The 16212-nt window shown below is 73.4% G+C and carries 21 protein-coding genes and 1 pseudogene; 13 read left to right on the forward strand and 9 right to left on the reverse strand.

Annotated features, from left to right (window positions below):
- The first annotated feature begins 25 nt into the window (after nucleotides 1–25).
- The 5 genes from ACZLMO_RS06240 to ACZLMO_RS06260 all read left to right on the forward strand — a co-directional run bounded on the left by ACZLMO_RS06240 (nucleotide 26) and on the right by ACZLMO_RS06260 (nucleotide 3971).
- Nucleotides 26–1855 carry an FUSC family protein gene (locus ACZLMO_RS06240; RefSeq protein ID WP_463653200.1) on the forward strand — a complete coding sequence of 610 codons (1830 nt, stop codon included), beginning with the start codon at nucleotides 26–28 and terminating at the stop codon, nucleotides 1853–1855.
- A gap of 117 nt (nucleotides 1856–1972) precedes the next feature.
- Complete coding sequence (locus tag ACZLMO_RS06245) at nucleotides 1973–2317, forward strand: ArsR/SmtB family transcription factor (protein WP_425714046.1); 345 nt, start codon at nucleotides 1973–1975, stop codon at nucleotides 2315–2317.
- Between the two features lies 1 nt (nucleotide 2318).
- A complete protein-coding gene (locus ACZLMO_RS06250; protein WP_463653201.1) occupies nucleotides 2319–2807 on the forward strand; it encodes an SRPBCC family protein in 489 nt (162 codons plus the stop codon).
- A 116-nt stretch (nucleotides 2808–2923) separates the two neighbouring features.
- The gene (locus ACZLMO_RS06255) at nucleotides 2924–3286 is read left to right on the forward strand and encodes a hypothetical protein (RefSeq protein ID WP_463653202.1); all 363 of its coding nucleotides are present in this window, start codon (nucleotides 2924–2926) and stop codon (nucleotides 3284–3286) included.
- 97 nt (nucleotides 3287–3383) lie between these two features.
- Nucleotides 3384–3971 (forward strand): dihydrofolate reductase family protein, encoded by a 588-nt coding sequence (locus ACZLMO_RS06260; protein WP_463653203.1) that lies wholly within the window; start codon nucleotides 3384–3386, stop codon nucleotides 3969–3971.
- Nucleotides 3972–4080: 109 nt separating this feature from the next.
- Here the strand turns inward: ACZLMO_RS06260 and ACZLMO_RS06265 are convergent, their stop codons facing one another.
- Entirely contained in the window at nucleotides 4081–4371 is a 291-nt protein-coding gene (locus tag ACZLMO_RS06265) for a DUF1905 domain-containing protein (RefSeq protein ID WP_425713947.1), read from the reverse strand.
- A gap of 9 nt (nucleotides 4372–4380) precedes the next feature.
- On the reverse strand, nucleotides 4381–4914 hold the full coding sequence (locus ACZLMO_RS06270) for a MarR family winged helix-turn-helix transcriptional regulator (protein WP_463653204.1): 534 nt from the start codon (nucleotides 4912–4914) through the stop codon (nucleotides 4381–4383).
- Between the two features lie 243 nt (nucleotides 4915–5157).
- On the opposite strand from ACZLMO_RS06270, the gene ACZLMO_RS06275 reads away from it, so the two are divergent.
- On the forward strand, nucleotides 5158–5415 hold the full coding sequence (locus ACZLMO_RS06275; RefSeq protein ID WP_463653205.1) for a hypothetical protein: 258 nt from the start codon (nucleotides 5158–5160) through the stop codon (nucleotides 5413–5415).
- A gap of 79 nt (nucleotides 5416–5494) precedes the next feature.
- Nucleotides 5495–6190 (forward strand): DsbA family oxidoreductase, encoded by a 696-nt coding sequence (locus ACZLMO_RS06280; RefSeq protein WP_463653206.1) that lies wholly within the window; start codon nucleotides 5495–5497, stop codon nucleotides 6188–6190.
- A 356-nt stretch (nucleotides 6191–6546) separates the two neighbouring features.
- On the opposite strand, the gene ACZLMO_RS06285 is transcribed toward ACZLMO_RS06280, so the two are convergent.
- The 3 genes from ACZLMO_RS06285 to ACZLMO_RS06295 all read right to left on the reverse strand — a co-directional run bounded on the left by ACZLMO_RS06285 (nucleotide 6547) and on the right by ACZLMO_RS06295 (nucleotide 9054).
- Nucleotides 6547–7275 carry a hypothetical protein gene (locus ACZLMO_RS06285; protein WP_463653207.1) on the reverse strand — a complete coding sequence of 243 codons (729 nt, stop codon included), beginning with the start codon at nucleotides 7273–7275 and terminating at the stop codon, nucleotides 6547–6549.
- A gap of 65 nt (nucleotides 7276–7340) precedes the next feature.
- A complete protein-coding gene (locus ACZLMO_RS06290) occupies nucleotides 7341–8357 on the reverse strand; it encodes a hypothetical protein (RefSeq protein WP_463653208.1) in 1017 nt (338 codons plus the stop codon).
- Between the two features lie 73 nt (nucleotides 8358–8430).
- Nucleotides 8431–9054: a CDP-alcohol phosphatidyltransferase family protein gene (locus ACZLMO_RS06295; RefSeq protein ID WP_463653209.1), complete on the reverse strand. Its 624-nt coding sequence runs from the start codon at nucleotides 9052–9054 to the stop codon at nucleotides 8431–8433.
- A gap of 74 nt (nucleotides 9055–9128) precedes the next feature.
- On the opposite strand from ACZLMO_RS06295, the gene ACZLMO_RS06300 reads away from it, so the two are divergent.
- From ACZLMO_RS06300 to ACZLMO_RS06315, 4 genes are all read left to right on the forward strand, one after another.
- Nucleotides 9129–9698, forward strand: a complete 570-nt coding sequence (locus ACZLMO_RS06300; RefSeq protein ID WP_425713940.1) for a GNAT family N-acetyltransferase — start codon at nucleotides 9129–9131, stop codon at nucleotides 9696–9698.
- 215 nt (nucleotides 9699–9913) lie between these two features.
- The gene (locus ACZLMO_RS06305) at nucleotides 9914–10951 is read left to right on the forward strand and encodes a pirin family protein (protein WP_463653210.1); all 1038 of its coding nucleotides are present in this window, start codon (nucleotides 9914–9916) and stop codon (nucleotides 10949–10951) included.
- Nucleotides 10951–11514 carry a carboxymuconolactone decarboxylase family protein gene (locus tag ACZLMO_RS06310; RefSeq protein WP_425713938.1) on the forward strand — a complete coding sequence of 188 codons (564 nt, stop codon included), beginning with the start codon at nucleotides 10951–10953 and terminating at the stop codon, nucleotides 11512–11514. Before ACZLMO_RS06305 ends, ACZLMO_RS06310 begins: the two co-directional genes overlap by 1 nt.
- Nucleotides 11507–11845: a GNAT family N-acetyltransferase gene (locus tag ACZLMO_RS06315; protein ID WP_425713937.1), complete on the forward strand. Its 339-nt coding sequence runs from the start codon at nucleotides 11507–11509 to the stop codon at nucleotides 11843–11845. Before ACZLMO_RS06310 ends, ACZLMO_RS06315 begins: the two co-directional genes overlap by 8 nt.
- Nucleotides 11846–11919: 74 nt before the next feature.
- Here ACZLMO_RS06315 and ACZLMO_RS06320 read toward each other — a convergent pair whose 3' ends face one another.
- The 4 genes from ACZLMO_RS06320 to ectA all read right to left on the reverse strand — a co-directional run bounded on the left by ACZLMO_RS06320 (nucleotide 11920) and on the right by ectA (nucleotide 15308).
- Complete coding sequence (locus tag ACZLMO_RS06320) at nucleotides 11920–12714, reverse strand: methyltransferase domain-containing protein (protein WP_463653211.1); 795 nt, start codon at nucleotides 12712–12714, stop codon at nucleotides 11920–11922.
- A 141-nt stretch (nucleotides 12715–12855) separates the two neighbouring features.
- Complete coding sequence (locus ACZLMO_RS06325; RefSeq protein WP_425713935.1) at nucleotides 12856–13251, reverse strand: ectoine synthase; 396 nt, start codon at nucleotides 13249–13251, stop codon at nucleotides 12856–12858.
- Nucleotides 13252–13359: 108 nt separating this feature from the next.
- Nucleotides 13360–14625: a diaminobutyrate--2-oxoglutarate transaminase gene (ectB, locus tag ACZLMO_RS06330; protein WP_425713934.1), complete on the reverse strand. Its 1266-nt coding sequence runs from the start codon at nucleotides 14623–14625 to the stop codon at nucleotides 13360–13362.
- A gap of 152 nt (nucleotides 14626–14777) precedes the next feature.
- Complete coding sequence (gene ectA / locus ACZLMO_RS06335) at nucleotides 14778–15308, reverse strand: diaminobutyrate acetyltransferase (protein ID WP_463653212.1); 531 nt, start codon at nucleotides 15306–15308, stop codon at nucleotides 14778–14780.
- A 126-nt stretch (nucleotides 15309–15434) separates the two neighbouring features.
- Here ectA and ACZLMO_RS06340 point away from each other — a divergent pair, with 126 nt between their 5' ends.
- Entirely contained in the window at nucleotides 15435–15917 is a 483-nt protein-coding gene (locus tag ACZLMO_RS06340; RefSeq protein ID WP_425713932.1) for a DUF2975 domain-containing protein, read from the forward strand.
- Nucleotides 15917–16117 (forward strand): annotated as a pseudogene (locus ACZLMO_RS06345) (helix-turn-helix domain-containing protein); the annotation flags it as partial. The gene ACZLMO_RS06340 and the pseudogene ACZLMO_RS06345, both read left to right, overlap by 1 nt.
- Between the last annotated feature and the right edge of the window lie 95 nt (nucleotides 16118–16212).

Raw genomic sequence — 16212 nt, forward strand, 5'->3', positions numbered from 1 at the left:
TGGTGACACGTCGGAGGGGCCTGGCGTGGCCGGACCTACCATCGAGGCCGTAAGCGGCACCCCCTTCGTCGACCTGCGCAGCCTGGTCACCATCGCGCCCAGCCCGCCGCGCCTTGCCGTCGGCCTGCGCGCGGCCGTCGCGATCGGCCTCCCGCTCGTCGTCGCGACCGCGCTCGGACACACGTCCGCGGGGTTCCTCGCGAGCCTCGGCGGCTTCTCCATCCTCTACGGCGCTGGGGCGCCTGCCCGTCGCCGCGTCAAGGTGATCGGCGGCGTCGGCGCCGGGATGTGGATGTGCAGCCTGGTCGGCGTCCTCACGGCGGGCAGCACGTGGGGGTCGCTCGCCGCCCTCGTCGCGGTCAGCTCGGTGGTGGGGTTCGGCACGCACGCGCTTCGGGTCGGCCCGCCGGGGGTCTACTTCTTCGCCCTCGGCACGGGAGTCGCCAACCTCGCCGCTGTGGGCGGCACGGACCCGTGGCTCATCCTCGGCATGGCGGCGGTCGGGGTGGTGAGCGCCGTCGTCGTCGGGACCTCAGACATCTGGCTGCGGCGGCGCGGCATCGAGGAGAGCGCCGTCGCGCACGCCGAGGACACGGTGGTGCGCTTCGAGGCGGCCGCCCGCTCGACCGACCCCGATACCGACCTCGACCGGCTCGACCGTCGCCGGGCCGACGCCTCGACGGCGCTGCACGCGGCGTGGACCGCCGTGACCGATGGCGGGACGGCGAGCGACTTCGAGGCGCGCCTGCAGGTCGTCCACGAGCGGTACGCCGCGACGTCGGCCCACCTCTCGGGCCGCGTGTCCGGGATCGACCCCAGCCCGTGGGAGAACGACGTGGACCGGGCCGACGAGCCGGCGCAGGACACGGACGAGCGCGCGGGCGCCGACCTCGGGCGGACCGACGACGAGCAGCGCCAGGTCGAGCGCACGCAGGTCCGATACTCGTCGCTGGGGCGCCCCGCGGGCGGCTACCTCCTGCGCCAGGCCGCCTGGTGGCCGTCGGAGAGCATGCTCGTCGCCCTGCGCGTGCTCGTGGCCACCGCCGTCGCCGGGTCGATCGCGACGCTCATCGGCAACGAGCACGTGTACTGGGCGGTCGTCTTCGCCGCCCTCATCGTGCAGACCGGCGGCACGCGCTACGCCCAGGCCACCAAGGCCCTGCAGCGCGTGCTTGGCACGGTGCTGGGGCTCGGGGTGTTCGCCGTCGTGCTCGCCGTGGACCCGCAGGCGTGGTGGCTCGTCGCGACGATCATCGTCATGCAGGGCTCGGTCGAGCTGCTCGTCACCCGGAACTACCTGCTCGCGGTCACGCTCATCACGCCGCTCGCCATGACGATCTCGGTCGCGGTGACCGGCATGAGCACCGAGACGGTCGTCGGCGACCGCCTCATCGACACCGCGATCGGCGTGGGCACGGCGATCGTCGTGCTCGTCCTCAGCGGTCTCGGCGGGAAGGAGGTCGTCCTGCCTGCCCACGCCCGACGGGTCGCGATCGCCCTCGATGCCGTGCTCGCCGACCTCGTCGCCGGCGGCCACGACACCGCCGACGGCGTGCGGCGCCGCCAGCACCTCTACGTCGAGCTGCTCGAGTCGGACGCCGTGGCCCGGCGGGCGCTCGCCGACGCGCCCGACCAGGTCGCCCCCTTCCGGGAGACGGAACGGGTGCTCTCGACGATCGGCTACCTCGTGCTCGGCGCGGGGTGGCACCAGCACCTGTGGGGCCGCCGCGAGCGGTTCGAGCTCGCCCGGGAGCGGCCGGCCGTCACCCTGGGGCAGCGCGTGACGGTGCGGCGGCCGGCGGCGAACATCACCGAGGAGCTCCGCGGCGTCGAGTCCGCGCTCACCGGTGCGTAGGCGGCGCCGGTCGATGCCTCCCCCCACCCGGACGCCCGCCTCGCGCACACCCGCCGCTGCGCACCTCGTCGTCGCCCCTTGCCACGTACAACTGATCGGTTGTATGTTTGTGACGTGATCGAGGCCGGGGACGAGGACCGGGCGGACGCCCTGTTCCACGCCCTCGCCGACCGGACCCGGCGGGACATCCTGCGCCGGGTCCTCGCCGGGGAGCACTCGGTCTCGGCGCTCGCGGCGGGCTACGACATGAGCTTCGCCGCGGTGCAGAAGCATGTCCGCGTCCTCGAGACGGCCGGTCTGCTCACCAAGCGGCGCAACGGCCGCGAGCAGCTCGCCTCGGGCGACGTCACGGCGGTCCGCTCCGTGGCCTCCATGCTCGGCGAGCTGGAGGGCATCTGGAGGGGCCGCGTCGAACGGATCGACGCGCTGCTCGCGCGTGAGCTCGACCTCGAGGAGGACTGACATGCCCGTCACCGACATCACGACCGACGTCCCCGGCAGGACCATGACGATCACGGCGCACTTCGATGCGCCGGTGGAGCGGATCTGGTCGCTCTACACCGACCCGCGCCAGCTCGAGCAGGTCTGGGGGCCGCCCGGCTACCCGGCCACCTTCGTCGAGCACGACATCCGGCCGGGCGGGCGTAGCAGCTACTACATGACCGGCCCCGACGGCGAGAGGTACGGCGGCTGGTGGGAGATCACCGCCGTCGACGAGCCGAACGGGTTCGAGTTCCGGGACGGGTTCGCCGACGCCGACCTCCGGCCGGTGGACTCCATGCCGGTCTCCCGCAACGTCTACCGGTTCGAGCCCGACGGGTCGGGCACGACGGCGACGGCGACCGCGACCTACGAGTCGGAGGACGCGCTCCGGACCGTCATGGACATGGGCCAGGAAGAGGGTGTGCGGGAGTCGATGAACCAGATCGACGACTTCCTCGCGACCCGCTGACGCGCGCCCGGTGGACCGGCCGGGCGGGGACGTTCCCTGCCCGGTCGGCCGCACTCCTCGGGCGCGACGCGCCGGGGCGATCTGTGCGGGCGGCGATACGGTGCCAGCATGAATGGATGATCGTCTCCACCAAGGCAGCCGCCGCGCTCGGCTGCGCGCTCGTGGCGGCAGGCATGTCGGGCTGCGCGGACGACCAGCGGTCGGTGCCCTCGATGGTCGTGGCGTGGCCGGAGCCGGACGTCGTCGACGGACGGCCCGGCGCCGACCCGACGACGGCGGACCCGGTCGAGGACGGAGCCGCCGACTCCGGACCCGCCGACGACTCGGAGAGCGTGACGTACCCCGGCGGCGGCGTGGGCGAGGCCGGAGTGCCCGACGCGGACGCGCTCCGCGAGATCCTCGCCGCGGCCGGTCTCGGCTCGCCGGGGGTCCAGGTGGCCGACGGGCTGCACGAGATCCTCGACCGCATCCAGCCGTAGGCCGGCTGGCCGTGCGCGTGCGACGGACCTCGACCGCCGTCCGTCCGGCATCGACCGGCGACCTCCCGATGTCGGTGGTCGCCGGCACCCTCGGGGGATGACGCGCACCGTCTTCTACACGGCCACGACCCTCGACGGATTCATCGCGGACGAGGCGGACTCCCTCGCGTGGCTGTTCGCGCAACGCGGTGACCCGGCGGTGACCGGGGACTACGAGAGCTTCGTCTCCGGGATCGGTGCGCTGCTCATGGGGCGCACCACCTACGAGTGGATCCTGCGCGAGCTCGGCGAGGGCGCCTCGTGGCCCTACGACCTTCCGACGTTCGTCGCGACCCACGCCGACCTCGCGGCGCCGGAGGGGGCCGACGTCCGATTCGTCGCCGGGGACGCGCGCGAGATCCACGCCGGCCTCGTGGCTGCGGCCGGCGGGAAGGACATCTGGGTGGTCGGGGGAGGAGACCTGGCCGGTCAGCTCGCCGACGCAGGTTTCCTCGACGAGCTGCGACTCTCGATCGCGGCCGCGACCCTGGGGTCCGGGCGACCGCTGCTCCCGCGCCGGCTGGCGCTCGGGCTGCGCTCCGTCGAGCGGGTCGGCGACTTCGTCTCGGTCGTCTACGACGTCCTCGGCCCGGGGGACCCGGCCTGGGCGGACGCCTCGACGCCGGACGGTCCGGTCCCGGCCTGACCCGCTCGGGCCCGCGGGTGCCCGGTCCGCGGGCCGCGGCCGAGCAGCGCCCGAACTGACCCGACCGCCCCCTCGGGGTGCCCGGCCCCACGGGCCCCGGCCCGACCCTTCAGCCGAGGTCGATCGCCATGCGCACCGAGACCTCGTCGCCGAGGCCGATCCCCTCGGCCCGCTGCACCGCGACCTTGACCGGGAGCAGGTAGCCGCCGTCGCGCGGGAAGAGCGAGGTGGTGAACGTGGTCTCCCCGATGCGTGCGGTCACCGGGATGACGCCCCAGCCGTAGGTGGCCTCGCGCCGGACCTCGCGGACGGCCTCCCGCGGGTCCGGCGGCAGCGGGACGAACAGGAACGGCGCGGGGCCGCGCCAGTGGATGATCTCGCCGGAGAACTCGAGGTCCATGCGCAGAGGCTAGGCGGCACCCCCGTCATCGGCGTCGTCGGCCTCGCGCTGGGAGCGGTCGCCGAGGCCGGCGAGCAGCTTCTCGAGCAGTCCCGCCAGCTGCGCGAGCTCGGCGTCGTCGAGCGCGGCGAGCAGCTCCCCCTCGGCGCGGACGTGGCGGGGGGCGACGTCGTCGATGACGGCGCGGCCCCGGGGAGTGAGGCTGACGAGCACGCTGCGGCGGTTGTCCGGGTCCGTCGTGCGGTCGACGAGGCCCTTCTCCTCGAGGCGCGAGAGCCGGTTGGTCATGGCCGCCGCCGTCACCATCATGCTGCCGGTGAGGGCGCCGGGCGTGAGAGTGAACGGGTCACCCGCGCGCCGGAGGGCCGAGAGGACGTCGTACTCGCCCGGCTGGAGGTCGTGCTCGGCGAAGAACTCGCGCATGCCCTGGGAGATGAGGTCGGACGCGCGCGAGACCCGGCCGGTCACGCTCATCGGTGCCAGCTCGAGCTCGGGGCGCTGCTCGCGCCACTGTCCCAGGTAGTCGCTCACTCGGTCACGCATCCGCCAAGAATAGTTCAAGATCGAAAAGTTTGACGAGACGACCGCGTCACGCTAGACTCTTTCACGTCGAAGCGTTCGGCGTTGAACGGTGTGTGCTCCCGTTCTCGACCGACGGCAGCGGCACCGGGCAGCTCCGGCGCGAGGCCTACGCCCGTACACCGACCTCCCCCGCTCCCGGTCGCGTCCCTCCCCCGGACGTCGCCACGCACGACCAACCGCCCCGCGCGGAGAAGAGAGACCCGCATGACCACCGCCGACCTGACCACCGCCGACACCCGCGCCGTCCCTGGCCGGGACGTCTTCCCCGCCACCCACGCGACGCGCCACGAGATGGAGGCCCGGATCGACCGTCACGCCATCGCCCCCGGGCGCGTCGTGATCCTCGACCTCGCGCAGCGCGACGGGAGCGAGCCCGTCTCCGGCACGGACCGCGCCGTCGCCGTCGGAGCGATCCTCACGGGCGTCGCGGCCGCGATCGGCCTCGCCCTCGGCCTGGTCTGACGGCTCCCGACCCCCGGCCGGGAATGCCGCGGCGCCCGCGCGCCTTGCACCTCGAGGACCCCACCACCCGAGGAGCATCGTGACCGCACAGCCCCCCATCGCCGTCGACATCTGGTCGGACATCGCCTGCCCCTGGTGCTACATCGGCAAGCGCAAGTTCGAGGCCGGCCTCGCGGAGTTCCGCGAGCAGCACGCGGACGCCCCCGCGGTCGAGGTCACGTACCACTCGTTCGAGCTCTCGCCGGACACGCCGGTCGACTTCACCGGTTCGACGACCGAGTTCCTCGCTGAGCGCAAGGGCATGCCGGTCGAGCAGGTCGAGCAGATGCTCGAGCGCGTGACGGGGATCGCGGCCTCCGTCGGGCTCGACTACGACTTCGACTCGGTCGTGCACATCAACACGCTGCGCGCCCACCAGGTCATCCACCATGCCAAGGCGCACGGCAAGCAGGCCGAGGCCAAGGAACGCCTGCTGCGCGCCTACTTCGTCGAGGGGAAGAACCTCTCCGACGTCGACGAGCTCGCCGCGCTGGCCGACGAGATCGGGCTCGACGCGGAGGAGGTCGCCGCCGACCTGCGCGCGGACCGCTGGGCGGCCGACGTCCGGGCCGACATCGACCAGGCCCGCGCATACGGCATCCAGGGTGTGCCCTTCTTCGTCCTCGACGAGAAGTACGGCATCTCGGGGGCGCAGGAGTCCACCGCATTCGCCCAGGCACTCGGCCAGGTGGCGACCGAGCGTGGGACAGACGACGCGACGCGGGCCGACGCGTGACCGCCGCCGGGACCTCGACGACGGGAGCCGCCGCGGGGGCCTCGTGGTCGGCCACGGCATCGGCGGCGGACCCGACCTCCGACTCGGCCTCCGACACGGCCGAGAGGCCGACCGTGGCGCCGCACGAGTCGGCGAGCCCGCTGCCGTCGCCGCCCGCCCCGGTCACGTCTCTCGCGCCGCTCACCCCGCTCGGGGGCCTCGACCTCCCCGGCCTCGACGACGCTCCCGCTTGCGGCCCGGACGGCTGCTGAGGACCTCCGGACCGTCCCGGGGACGGCCGGACGCGTCCGCGGCTCGCCGCCGCGGGGGCACGTCGCATGGCGCCGCAGCGCCGTCGTTCGACGTGCCGTCGCCGCTCAGCGGGTCGCGCGCGCCTGCGCGAGGAGGTCGCGGACCGGCCCCGCGAGGGCCTCGTCGCCGCACGTGACGAGCACGGCCACCTTCCCGGCGTCGAGCGGGATCCCCGGGTTGTCGGCGAGGTGCGCGCCCGGTCCCGTGTACTCCGTGCCGAAGTACTGCCAGTCGCCGTCCGCTCCGATCGTCCGGCGCTCCGGCTCGAGCCAGCCCACGTGGCCCAGGGCGGTGCGGCCGTGCTCGCCGAGGCGGAGGGGGGCGATCGTCGGCGTCGTCTCGATGCGGTAGCCCGGCGTCATGAACGCGACGGCGAACGACCCCCGGTCCACCACCACCATGCGGAACCGCGCGTCGCCGGTGCCGAGATCCCCGGCGTCGATCTCCTCGAGCAGGCGCTCGGTCATGCGCGGCACGGGCCGGCGGGGCGAGCCCTTCCGGCGCGGCGGCCGGGCGTGCCGACGCAGGTAGAGGTGGAGATGCGCCGAACGGTAGATCCCGACCATCGCAGCGAGGAGCACGAGTGCGCCGATGCCCATGCCGATCCACACCGCCACCGACGGCAGGTTGCCCGGATCGACGGAGAATGTCCGGCGCACGCCCATCGTGACGCCGACGACGACGAGCACCGCGAGCAGCGCCGAGACCAGGGCCGCCGCGAGCAGCTGACGGAGCGCGGCCGTCACCGGGTGGGGGAGCGCCCGGCCCGCGCCGCGCTCGGTCGATCTCGCCATGGCGGAAGTCTCCCAGGTTCGGGCGGGTGCCTCGTCCGCACGGGCGGTCACCCGGGCGGGCTGACCTACGGCAGGTGCCGGGGATCGGGCTGGATGCGCTCGGTCACGTCGAGGTGGATGCCGCCCGGCACCCCGCGGATCCCGCGGCGCTCGACCTCGGCCCGCTCGCGGTCATGGAGCGGGCCGTCGCGGCGCACGGCGAGAGCGATGACCACGGCCCCGACGGCGAGGAGCGCCGCCGCCGGGAGCAGCACCCACCATCCCGCCCGGTCCTGCGTCAGGGCGACGAGCAGGAAGAGCCCGACCGCGCCGTAGACACCGACCTGGATGCGGCCGCCGGTCCGGTAGTGGCGCGCCGCGGTCGTCGTCGACTCGACCGCAGCGCGGTTGGGGGTGCGGAGCTGGGCCGCCGCGAGTCGGCGCCACCGGAGCCGCATCCCGAGCCAACCGACCACAGCCGTGACGATCACCGTGAGTGCGAGGCAGCCGGCGAGCACGGCCGTCGCCGTCGCACCGGCTCCGGTCACCATCATCCCGACGAGCAGCCCGACGGCGACGAGCACGAGCAGGCCCGGGATCCACTCCAGCGGCGCCACGCGAGAGGAGCGGCGTCCGCTCGACCCGGAGCGCGTGGGGCCCGCGCCGCCCCCGCCCCCGCCCGCGCCCGCCGGGCCGTCCGCCGCTGACTGCGCGGCCGCCTCGCGCTCCTCGGCCGAGCGGGCCGCGTGCTCGAGCCGGCCGACGTCGAGCAGGAAGATCCCGACCGGACCGGCCAGCGCGTCCGGCCCCGAGACGAGGAGGTGCAGGTCCTCCGGCGTGAGCGACAGCCCCTGGCGTCGGACGCTCGGGTCCCCGGGATCGGCGCCGATCCCCGCGAGGATCTCGCGCGCCTGATCGGGCAGCTCCTCGAGCACCAGCGACGGGGTGGTGGCGTGCTCGGTTCCGCGACGCCAGGTCAGCCGCACGGAGTCGGGCCGGTCGCCCCCGCCGCCGAGGACGAGGCGCGTGCGCTCGGCGGAGTCCATCGCCAGCTCGCCGGCCAGCTGGTCGTCGATCCCGTCCTGACCGCTCGGCCTGCTCACGCCCGGTCCTCGCTCACGTCTGGTCCTCGATCCCGCTCGTTCCCGTCACTCGGACAGGCTCACGCCTGACACGTCATGCCTGGTCCTCGACTCCGCCCGGCCGCCGCACCGCCGGCCCGGTCCCGAGCCGCGCGGCCCGGATGTAGAGGGTGGCGGAGTAGAGGTGCAGCGCGGCGCCGACCCACACGAGCACCCGCCCCACGGTCATCGCCTCCGGCCACACCGAGATGCCGAGGACGATGCCGCAGATGCCGAAGAACAGCACCGCGGTGCGGGCCTTGCCCACGTACGTCACGCGCATCCGCCCCTGCTGCGCGGCACGCCCGGCGAGGGCGACCACGATGAGGTCGACGAGCACGATGACGGCGACGGGCACCCAGCTCAGTGCGTTGGCGACACCGAGGGCGACGACGACGAGCGCGATGCCGATCCGGTCCGCCACCGGGTCGAGGATCTCCCCGGTCCGGGACTGCTGGTTCAGCGCACGGGCGAGCAGACCGTCCACCCAGTCGGTGACGGCCCAGACGCCGACGAGCACCGGGGGCCACCAGCTGCCCTCGGGGTCGTCGACGATCACCCAGCAGGCGGGCCCGAGCAGGAGGAAGCGCAGCAGCGTGACGAGGTTGGGGATGGTCGCCCAGTCCGGCCGTCCCGATGCCCGACGAAGACGGCCGTCCGTCGTCGGATCGGTTGGCATGACCTGAGCCTACGCGTGGCGCGGCCGGGAGCGGGTCCTGATTTCACGTGGACACCGCGCCCTACCGTGGCCGGATGAGTCCTCCTCTGCCCACGATGGTCACCGACCGTCTCGCGCTGCGCGCCTGGGGGCCCGACGACGCCGGCACCGTGCTCGCCATCTACTCGCGACCGGAGGTCGTGCGGTGGTCCGGCGGACCCGGGACGGAGCTCGCCACGCGCGCCGACGCGATCGAGCGGCTCGCCCGGTGGGAGACCCGCATGGCCGGCGGTGCCCCCCGCGGGATCTGGGCGATCACCGATGCCTCCGACGTCGGAACCCCGGCGGCCCCCGTCGTCGGCGCGGTCCTGCTCGTCGACCTGCCGGCCAGCTCGCCGGACCGCTCCCGCCCGCCGTCGGGGGACCTCGAGATCGGGTGGCACCTGCACCCCGACCGGTGGGGGAGCGGCTATGCGACCGAGGCGGCGCGCGCGGTCCTCGCCCACGCGTGGGCGCACGGGGTGCGCCGCGTGCTCGCGGTGACCCACCCCGACAATGCCGCCTCCCAGGCCGTCGCCCGGCGGATCGGCATGCGGCACGAGGGTCGGACGACCGCCTACTACGACACCGAGGCCGAGCTGTTCGCCATCGAGGCGCCGGCCTGAGCCGGATGGCACCGACCTGAGCCGGATGGCACCGGACTGAGCCGGATGGCACCGGACTGAGCCGGATGGCACCGGACTGAGCCGGGTGCCACCGGCAGTTCGTGCGGGCGCCCTCCCGGGCGTCCGCACCCCCGCCTGGTTGCCCATCGGCCCCCGCCCGCGCACGATGGGACCACGCGGCGCCCTTGGCGCCGGGCATCGAGGAGAGGTGGCCCGTGAGCAACCTGGAGACCCGGCCGGCGGAGATGCTGCTGTCGTGCCCCACGGCCGACCCGCCCGGCATCGAGGTCGTCGTCTCGCGGGTGGTCCCGCTCGGCGGTCCGCGCGCGATGCCCGTGCGCCGCACGCTGCCGAGCCGCGAGCGCAGCTTCGTCGGCGCCTGGTGCTTCGCCGACCACTACGGCCCCGACGACGTCGCGGCCACCGGCGGCATGGACGTCGCCCCGCACCCGCACACCGGCCTGCAGACCGTGTCCTGGCTGTTCACGGGCGAGGTCGAGCACCGCGACTCGGCCGGCGTGCACGCGATGGTCCGCCCAGGCGAGCTCAACCTCATGTCGTCGGGCGCCGGCATCTGCCACTCCGAGGTCTCGACCGCCGGCACCACGGTGCTGCACGGCGTCCAGCTGTGGCTCGTGCTTCCGCGGGAGGCACGCACGGGCCCGCGCGGGTTCCAGCACCACGCACCGACCCCGGTGCCGTTGCCGGGTGGGTCCGGGACGGTGTCGGTGTTCATCGGCGAGCTGCTCGGCGAGGCCTCGCCCGTCACGACGGCGACCCCGCTGCTCGGGGCCGAGCTGACGCTGCCGCCGGGCGCCGTCGTCGACCTGCCTGTCCGTGCGGACTTCGAGCACGGGGTCCTGCTCGACACGGGGGCGGTCGAGGTCGACGACGTCGCGATCGAACGGGCCGAGCTCGCCTTCCGCGCGCCCTGCGGCGACACGCTGCGGCTCGCGAGCACCGGGGACGAGCCCGCGCGCGTCATCCTCCTCGGCGGTGAGCCGTTCCGGGAGGAGATCGTCATGTGGTGGAACTTCATCGGCGCGGACCACGACGAGATCGTCGCCGCGCGCGACGCCTGGAACGGCGGCGGGGACCCGGCGGGTGAGTACACGGGAAGCGAGCTGTTCGGCCGGGTCGAGGGTTATGTCGGCGAGCGCGCTTGGCTGTCGGCGCCCGACCTCCCGGGCGTGCGTCTGCGGCCGAGGCGCAACCCCAACGCCACGACCGTCGTGGGACGGACGGAGCAGTGATGACCGGAGGAGCAGCGGTGGGCCGGGGCGTGTCCGAGCCGGTGGACATCACCCAGGCGCACCGGCCCGTGTACCGGGCCGCGAGCGGCATGGCGAAGGCGGCGACCGACGCGGCCGAGGCGGTCGGGATCGGCCGCGACGTCGTCGAGCTCGTCGACGTCCGGGTCTCCCAGATCAACGGCTGCGCGCGATGCCTGAGCGTCCACGTGCCGAGGGCGCGCCGCGCCGGGGTCACGCAGCACCGGCTCGACCTGCTGCCGACCTGGCGGGAGTCGTCGGTGTTCACGGACGTCGAGCGGGCCGCGCTCGAGATCGCCGAGCTGACCACGAACCTGCCGCACGGCGCCGCCCTGGCCGCGAGCGGCGGTGCCGGGCGCCGCGGCGGACTGACCGACGAGCAGGTCGCCGCGATCGTCTGGGTGGCGATCGCGATCGGCGCCTTCAACCGGATCTCGATCATGTCCGGGCACGACGCGCTCCCGCCGCGCGAGGATTCGGCCGCCGCCCAGGGGCGCGACGAGCAGACCGAACGACCGACGACGACAGGAGCGAGCGATGAGTGACGACGTGCTGGTGGACGGCCAGGTGCCGACGGTCCGCAACGACGCCGAGGGCGGCCGCTACGTGGTGGAGATCGGCGACGAGCTGCTCGGCCGGATCGACTACCGGGTGCGCGGCACGGACGTCGCGCTCACCCACACCGAGGTCAACCCGGAGCGATCCGTCCCGGGTCTGGCCCGCCACCTCGTCGACGAGGCGCTCGCCGACCTGCGCTCCCGCGGCGCCGGCGTGCTGCCGTACTGCCCCTACGTGCGGCGGCTCATCGACAAGAACCGCGCCGAGTATCTCGACCTCGTCCCTGAGGACCGCCGCGCCGAGTTCGAACTCGGGTAGTCACAGGGCCGGGGTTGCACCGAGGTGGAGAGGCTCGCCCCCACGATGATGGGGGCGCGTGGGTCCTGTGACGATCAGGCCGCGGCGGACCGCCGCGCGACGACGAAGACTCGCCGGAACGGCATGACCACACCCAGGTCCGTGGCCGGGTACGCCTCTCGCAGGCGTGCGCGGTACTCGTCCACGAACCGTTCACGCAGCGGCTCGGGGAGCGCCTGGAGCGTGGGTCGCGCCGCCGTCCCGCTCGCCCAGGTCAGCACGGGGTCCTCGCCGGTGAGCACGTGCAGGTAGGTCGTCGACCAGGCGTCGACGGCGCAGCCCAGCTCCGTCAGCGCCCGCAGGTACTCCTCCGGCTCGTGGTTGACGGGACCGGCGGCCCCCGCCGCGTGCTCCGCGTAGGGCGGCCGCGCGGCCAGCTCGCGCCGGAGCGCGTGTATCGGCGTGGCGTTGTTGGCGGGCACCTGGAAGGCCAGGCAGCCACCCGGCCGGACGGCCGCGACCAGCTCCGGCAGCAGCTCGAGGTGCTCCGACACCCAGTGCAGGGTGGCGTTGGAGACGAGGACGTCCACCGGATCGGCGGACGTGAGCCAGTCACGCAGGTCGGCCTGCTCGAACCGCAGCCGGGGCCCCGAGTGGCGCGCGGCCGTGGCGAGCATGGCGGGGCTCGAGTCGACGCCCACCACCTGCGCGGAGGGGAAGCGGCGGGTGAGCCCGTGCGTCAGCTCGCCGGGTCCGCAGCCCAGGTCGACGACGGTGCGCACCTCCGCGTCCGGTCCGGCCGTACGGACGCGGGCGAGCAGGTCGACGAACGGGCGGGCACGCTCGTCGGCATGGACGTCGTAGAGCTCGGGATCCCAGGTGTGCGCCATCGGTGCCTCCGTCAGGTGGGGCTCCAGCACACCACCGCAACTATCTCGACGTCAAGATAGTTGTCGACGGAGCACGACGAACGGCCGCCGGCCCCACCAAGCGGTGGGACCGGCGGCCGTCGGTACTGCAGGGGGGCTGGGTCAGCCCGCGTCCTCGGTGATGAGCGGGTACACGCCGTTCTCGTCGTGCACCTCGCGGCCGGTGACCGGCGGGTTGAACACGCACACGGTCTTCATCTCGGTGCGCGGCCGGACCACGTGCTTGTCGTGGTCGTTGAGCAGGTAGAGCGAGCCGGGCGCGAGCTGGTGCACCTCGCCGGTGGCCAGGTCCTCGATCTCGCCCTCGCCCGAGGTGATGAAGACGGCCTCGATGTGGTTGGCGTACCAGAACTCGTTGACGGTCCCGGCGTACAGCGTGGTCTCGTGCACCGAGAAGCCGACGCCCTCCTTGGCGAGGATGATGCGCTTGCTGCGCCAGTTCGGCGTCTTGATGTCGGCGTCGGTGTCGGTGATCTCATCGATCGTGCGGACGAGCATGGGGACCTCCAGGTCTCAGGTGTCGGGTGATCGGTGGTGCGACGTGCGGCCGCGGACGCGACTGCCCGGCCGCCGGCGCGAGGGCCGGCGGCACGGTAGCGCGGTCGGTCAGGCGGCGAGGACGTCGTCGATGCAGGACTCGATGATGTCGAGACCGCGGGCAAGCTCGTCGTCGGTGATCGTCAGTGCCGGCAGGAACTTGATGACCTCGCTCATGGGTCCGGAGGTCTCGACGAGGAGCCCGCGCTCGAAGGCCAGCGCGCAGGCCTCGCCGGCCTTCTCGGCGTCCTCGAACTGGATCCCGCGGGCCAGGCCGCGGCCCTTGGACGTCAGGCCGTGGGCCTCGTGGCGGGCCGCGATGCTGTTGAGCCGGCCCTCGATGTAGAGGCCCTTCGCCGTCGTGGACTTCTCGAGCGTGTCGTCGCCCCAGAACTCCTTGATGGCTGCGGTTGCGGTCGCGAAGGCCGGGCCGATGCCGCGGAACGTGCCGTTGTGCTCGCCCGGCTCCCAGATGTCGAGCTCGGGGCGGATGAGGGTGAGCGCCATCGGCAGGCCGTAGCCGCTGATGGACTTCGAGAGCGTGATGATGTCCGGGACGATCCCGGCCTCCTCGAAGCTGAAGAACCCGCCGGTGCGGCCGCAGCCCATCTGGATGTCGTCGAGGATGAGCAGGATCTCGTGCTCCTTGCACAGCGCGGAGAGCTTGCGCAGCCAGTCCGCACGCGCGGCGTTCATGCCGCCCTCGCCCTGGACGCTCTCGACGATGACCGCGGCCGGCTCGTTGAGCCCGCTGCCGAGGTCCTGGAGCAGCCGCTCGAAGTAGAGGAAGTCCGGGTACTCGTCGTCGAAGTAGTCGTCGTAGGGCATCGGCGTGGCGTGCACGAGCGGGATGCCCGCGCCCCCGCGCTTCATCGAGTTGCCGGTCACGGACAGGGCGCCCAGCGTCATGCCGTGGAAGCCGTTGGTGAAGTTGACGACCGACTCGCGGCCGGTGACCTTGCGGGCGAGCTTGAGCGCCGCCTCGACGGCGTTCGCGCCGCCCGGGCCGGGGAACACGACGCGGTGGTCGAGCCCGCGCGGCTCGAGGATGTGGGAGCGGAAGGTCTGGAGGAAGTCGCGGCGCACGTCGGTGAACATGTCGAGACCGTGGACGACCTTGTCCGACGTGAGGTGCTCGACGAGGACCTTCTTGAGCAGCGGGTTGTTGTGGCCGTAGTTGAGCGCTCCGGCGCCGGCGAAGAAGTCGAGGTACTCGCGGCCGTCCTCGTCGGTCATCGTGCTGCCGGTCGCGGTGGTGAACGTGGTGGGCCAGCTGCGGGAGTAGCTGCGGACCTCTGACTCGAGCTCTGTCGTGGGGGGTGTCGTCGTCGTCATCTTCGCTCCTGTATCGGTGTCGTGCGATGCGGTGTCGGGGGTGCAGGCGGTGCGAGGTCGGGCGTGGTCGAGGGGGCGGGCGGACGGTGGGTGCGGGCGGCGGACGCCGGACGGCCGGTCGGTCGCGCCGCGCGTCGGCGGCGCGGAGGGGGTCAGGTCGCGGCGGGGTGCAGCGGGGCGATCACGTGCAGCACCTCGGCCTCGTGCCCGTCGGGGAAGTCCCCGACGTCGAAACCCCGCTCCGTGCGGTGCTCCGCCCCGCGGCGCTCGGCGAAGGACGCGAAGAGCCGGTTGGAGGCGGCGTTGTCGTCGGTGATCGTGGTCTCCAGGGCGGTGGCCTGCGGGTGCGCCGAGGCGAGCTCGTCGATCAGCCGCGCGGCGACGCCCTGCCCGCGCAGCCGCGAGTCGACGGCGACCTGCCAGACGAACAGGTGGTCGGGGGCGTCGGGCCGGAGGTAGCCGGAGACGAAGCCGACCACCTCGCCGTCCAGCAGGGCCACCCTGCAGGTGGCCGAGAAGTCGCGCGCCCACAACAGGTAGGCGTAGGAGGTGTTGAGCTCGAGGGCTCCCGAGTCACGCGCCACGCGCCACATGCCGGCGCCGTGCGCGAGCTGCGGGGGGAGAATCTCGACGGGCCCCGTCGAGGGTGGGTTCGTGTCGATCGTCGATGTCGATGGCCTCATAAAGGACCTCCAGGATATCGAGTCGAACTGCGTTATCCCAGACAGTGATGAGAGGTGGCCCACGGTTCGTGTATTCGTGCGGGCAAATCTATTGCCTATCGATAGATTCGCGCCGATACTCGATCCATGCTTCGTGTCACGTGGGTTGTCGCCCTCCTTCGCGCAGGCCTCGTCGCCGCCACCATCTGGCTCACCGTCCTCCAGGTGTTCTCGTTGCCGGGCTCGTTCGCGCACGATGCGGAGGAGCTGCACATCCGGATCCCGACCCAGGCGGTCGCCGTCGTCGTGCTGCTGTGCGTCCAGGTCGTCGTCGTGTGCATCTGGCGCCTGCTCACGCTCGTGCGGCGCGACCGGATCTTCAGCTCGGAGTCCCGCCGGTGGGTCGACGCGATCGTCGTCGCACTGGCGGTCGCCTGGGTGCTCGTGGCGCTGCTCGCGGCCTACGTCTGCGTGCTCGTCTTTCTCGGGCCGGAGCGCGACCCGGGCGTCCCGATGCTGCTGACCGGCGTCGTCGTGCTCTCCGCCCTCCCGGTCCTGCTCATGGTCGTCATGCGTGGCCTGCTCCGGCAGGCGGCCGGCTACCGGGCCGAGCTCGAGGGGGTCATCTGATGGCGATCGTCGTGCGCCTCGATGTCGAGCTGGCCAGGCAGAAGCTCGGCGTGGGCGAGTTCGCGGACCTGGTCGGGCTCACGCCGGCGAACGTCGCCGTGCTGAAGAACGGTCGGGCCAGGGCGATCCGGTTCAGCACCCTCGAGGCGATATGCCGGGTCCTGCAGTGCCAGCCCGGGGACATCCTCGAGCACGTTCCCGGCGGCGATGGTGAGGACGTTCCCGGCGGTGCCGGAGAGGACATGCCCGGCGTCGGGAGCGAGACCGCCGGAGGGGGCGGGGCCCGGACCGGGGT

The sequence above is a fragment of the Georgenia sp. G2120 genome (assembly GCF_055326485.1).

Bases quoted from the DNA above. Each gene is read 5' to 3' on its own strand.
- ACZLMO_RS06260 (WP_463653203.1), top strand. From the start codon at position 3,384: ATGACGCGCACCGTCTTCTACACGGCCACGACCCTCGACGGATTCATC.
- ACZLMO_RS06270 (WP_463653204.1), bottom strand. From the start codon at position 4,914: ATGCGTGACCGAGTGAGCGACTACCTGGGACAGTGGCGCGAGCAGCGC.
- ACZLMO_RS06300 (WP_425713940.1), top strand. From the start codon at position 9,129: ATGAGTCCTCCTCTGCCCACGATGGTCACCGACCGTCTCGCGCTGCGC.
- ACZLMO_RS06265 (WP_425713947.1), bottom strand. From the start codon at position 4,371: ATGGACCTCGAGTTCTCCGGCGAGATCATCCACTGGCGCGGCCCCGCG.
- ACZLMO_RS06315 (WP_425713937.1), top strand. From the start codon at position 11,507: ATGAGTGACGACGTGCTGGTGGACGGCCAGGTGCCGACGGTCCGCAAC.
- ACZLMO_RS06340 (WP_425713932.1), top strand. From the start codon at position 15,435: ATGCTTCGTGTCACGTGGGTTGTCGCCCTCCTTCGCGCAGGCCTCGTC.
- ACZLMO_RS06275 (WP_463653205.1), top strand. From the start codon at position 5,158: ATGACCACCGCCGACCTGACCACCGCCGACACCCGCGCCGTCCCTGGC.
- ACZLMO_RS06285 (WP_463653207.1), bottom strand. From the start codon at position 7,275: ATGGCGAGATCGACCGAGCGCGGCGCGGGCCGGGCGCTCCCCCACCCG.
- ACZLMO_RS06325 (WP_425713935.1), bottom strand. From the start codon at position 13,251: ATGCTCGTCCGCACGATCGATGAGATCACCGACACCGACGCCGACATC.
- ectA (WP_463653212.1), bottom strand. From the start codon at position 15,308: ATGAGGCCATCGACATCGACGATCGACACGAACCCACCCTCGACGGGG.
- ACZLMO_RS06310 (WP_425713938.1), top strand. From the start codon at position 10,951: ATGACCGGAGGAGCAGCGGTGGGCCGGGGCGTGTCCGAGCCGGTGGAC.
- ACZLMO_RS06255 (WP_463653202.1), top strand. From the start codon at position 2,924: ATGATCGTCTCCACCAAGGCAGCCGCCGCGCTCGGCTGCGCGCTCGTG.
- ACZLMO_RS06320 (WP_463653211.1), bottom strand. From the start codon at position 12,714: ATGGCGCACACCTGGGATCCCGAGCTCTACGACGTCCATGCCGACGAG.
- ACZLMO_RS06250 (WP_463653201.1), top strand. From the start codon at position 2,319: ATGCCCGTCACCGACATCACGACCGACGTCCCCGGCAGGACCATGACG.
- ectB (WP_425713934.1), bottom strand. From the start codon at position 14,625: ATGACGACGACGACACCCCCCACGACAGAGCTCGAGTCAGAGGTCCGC.
- ACZLMO_RS06295 (WP_463653209.1), bottom strand. From the start codon at position 9,054: ATGCCAACCGATCCGACGACGGACGGCCGTCTTCGTCGGGCATCGGGA.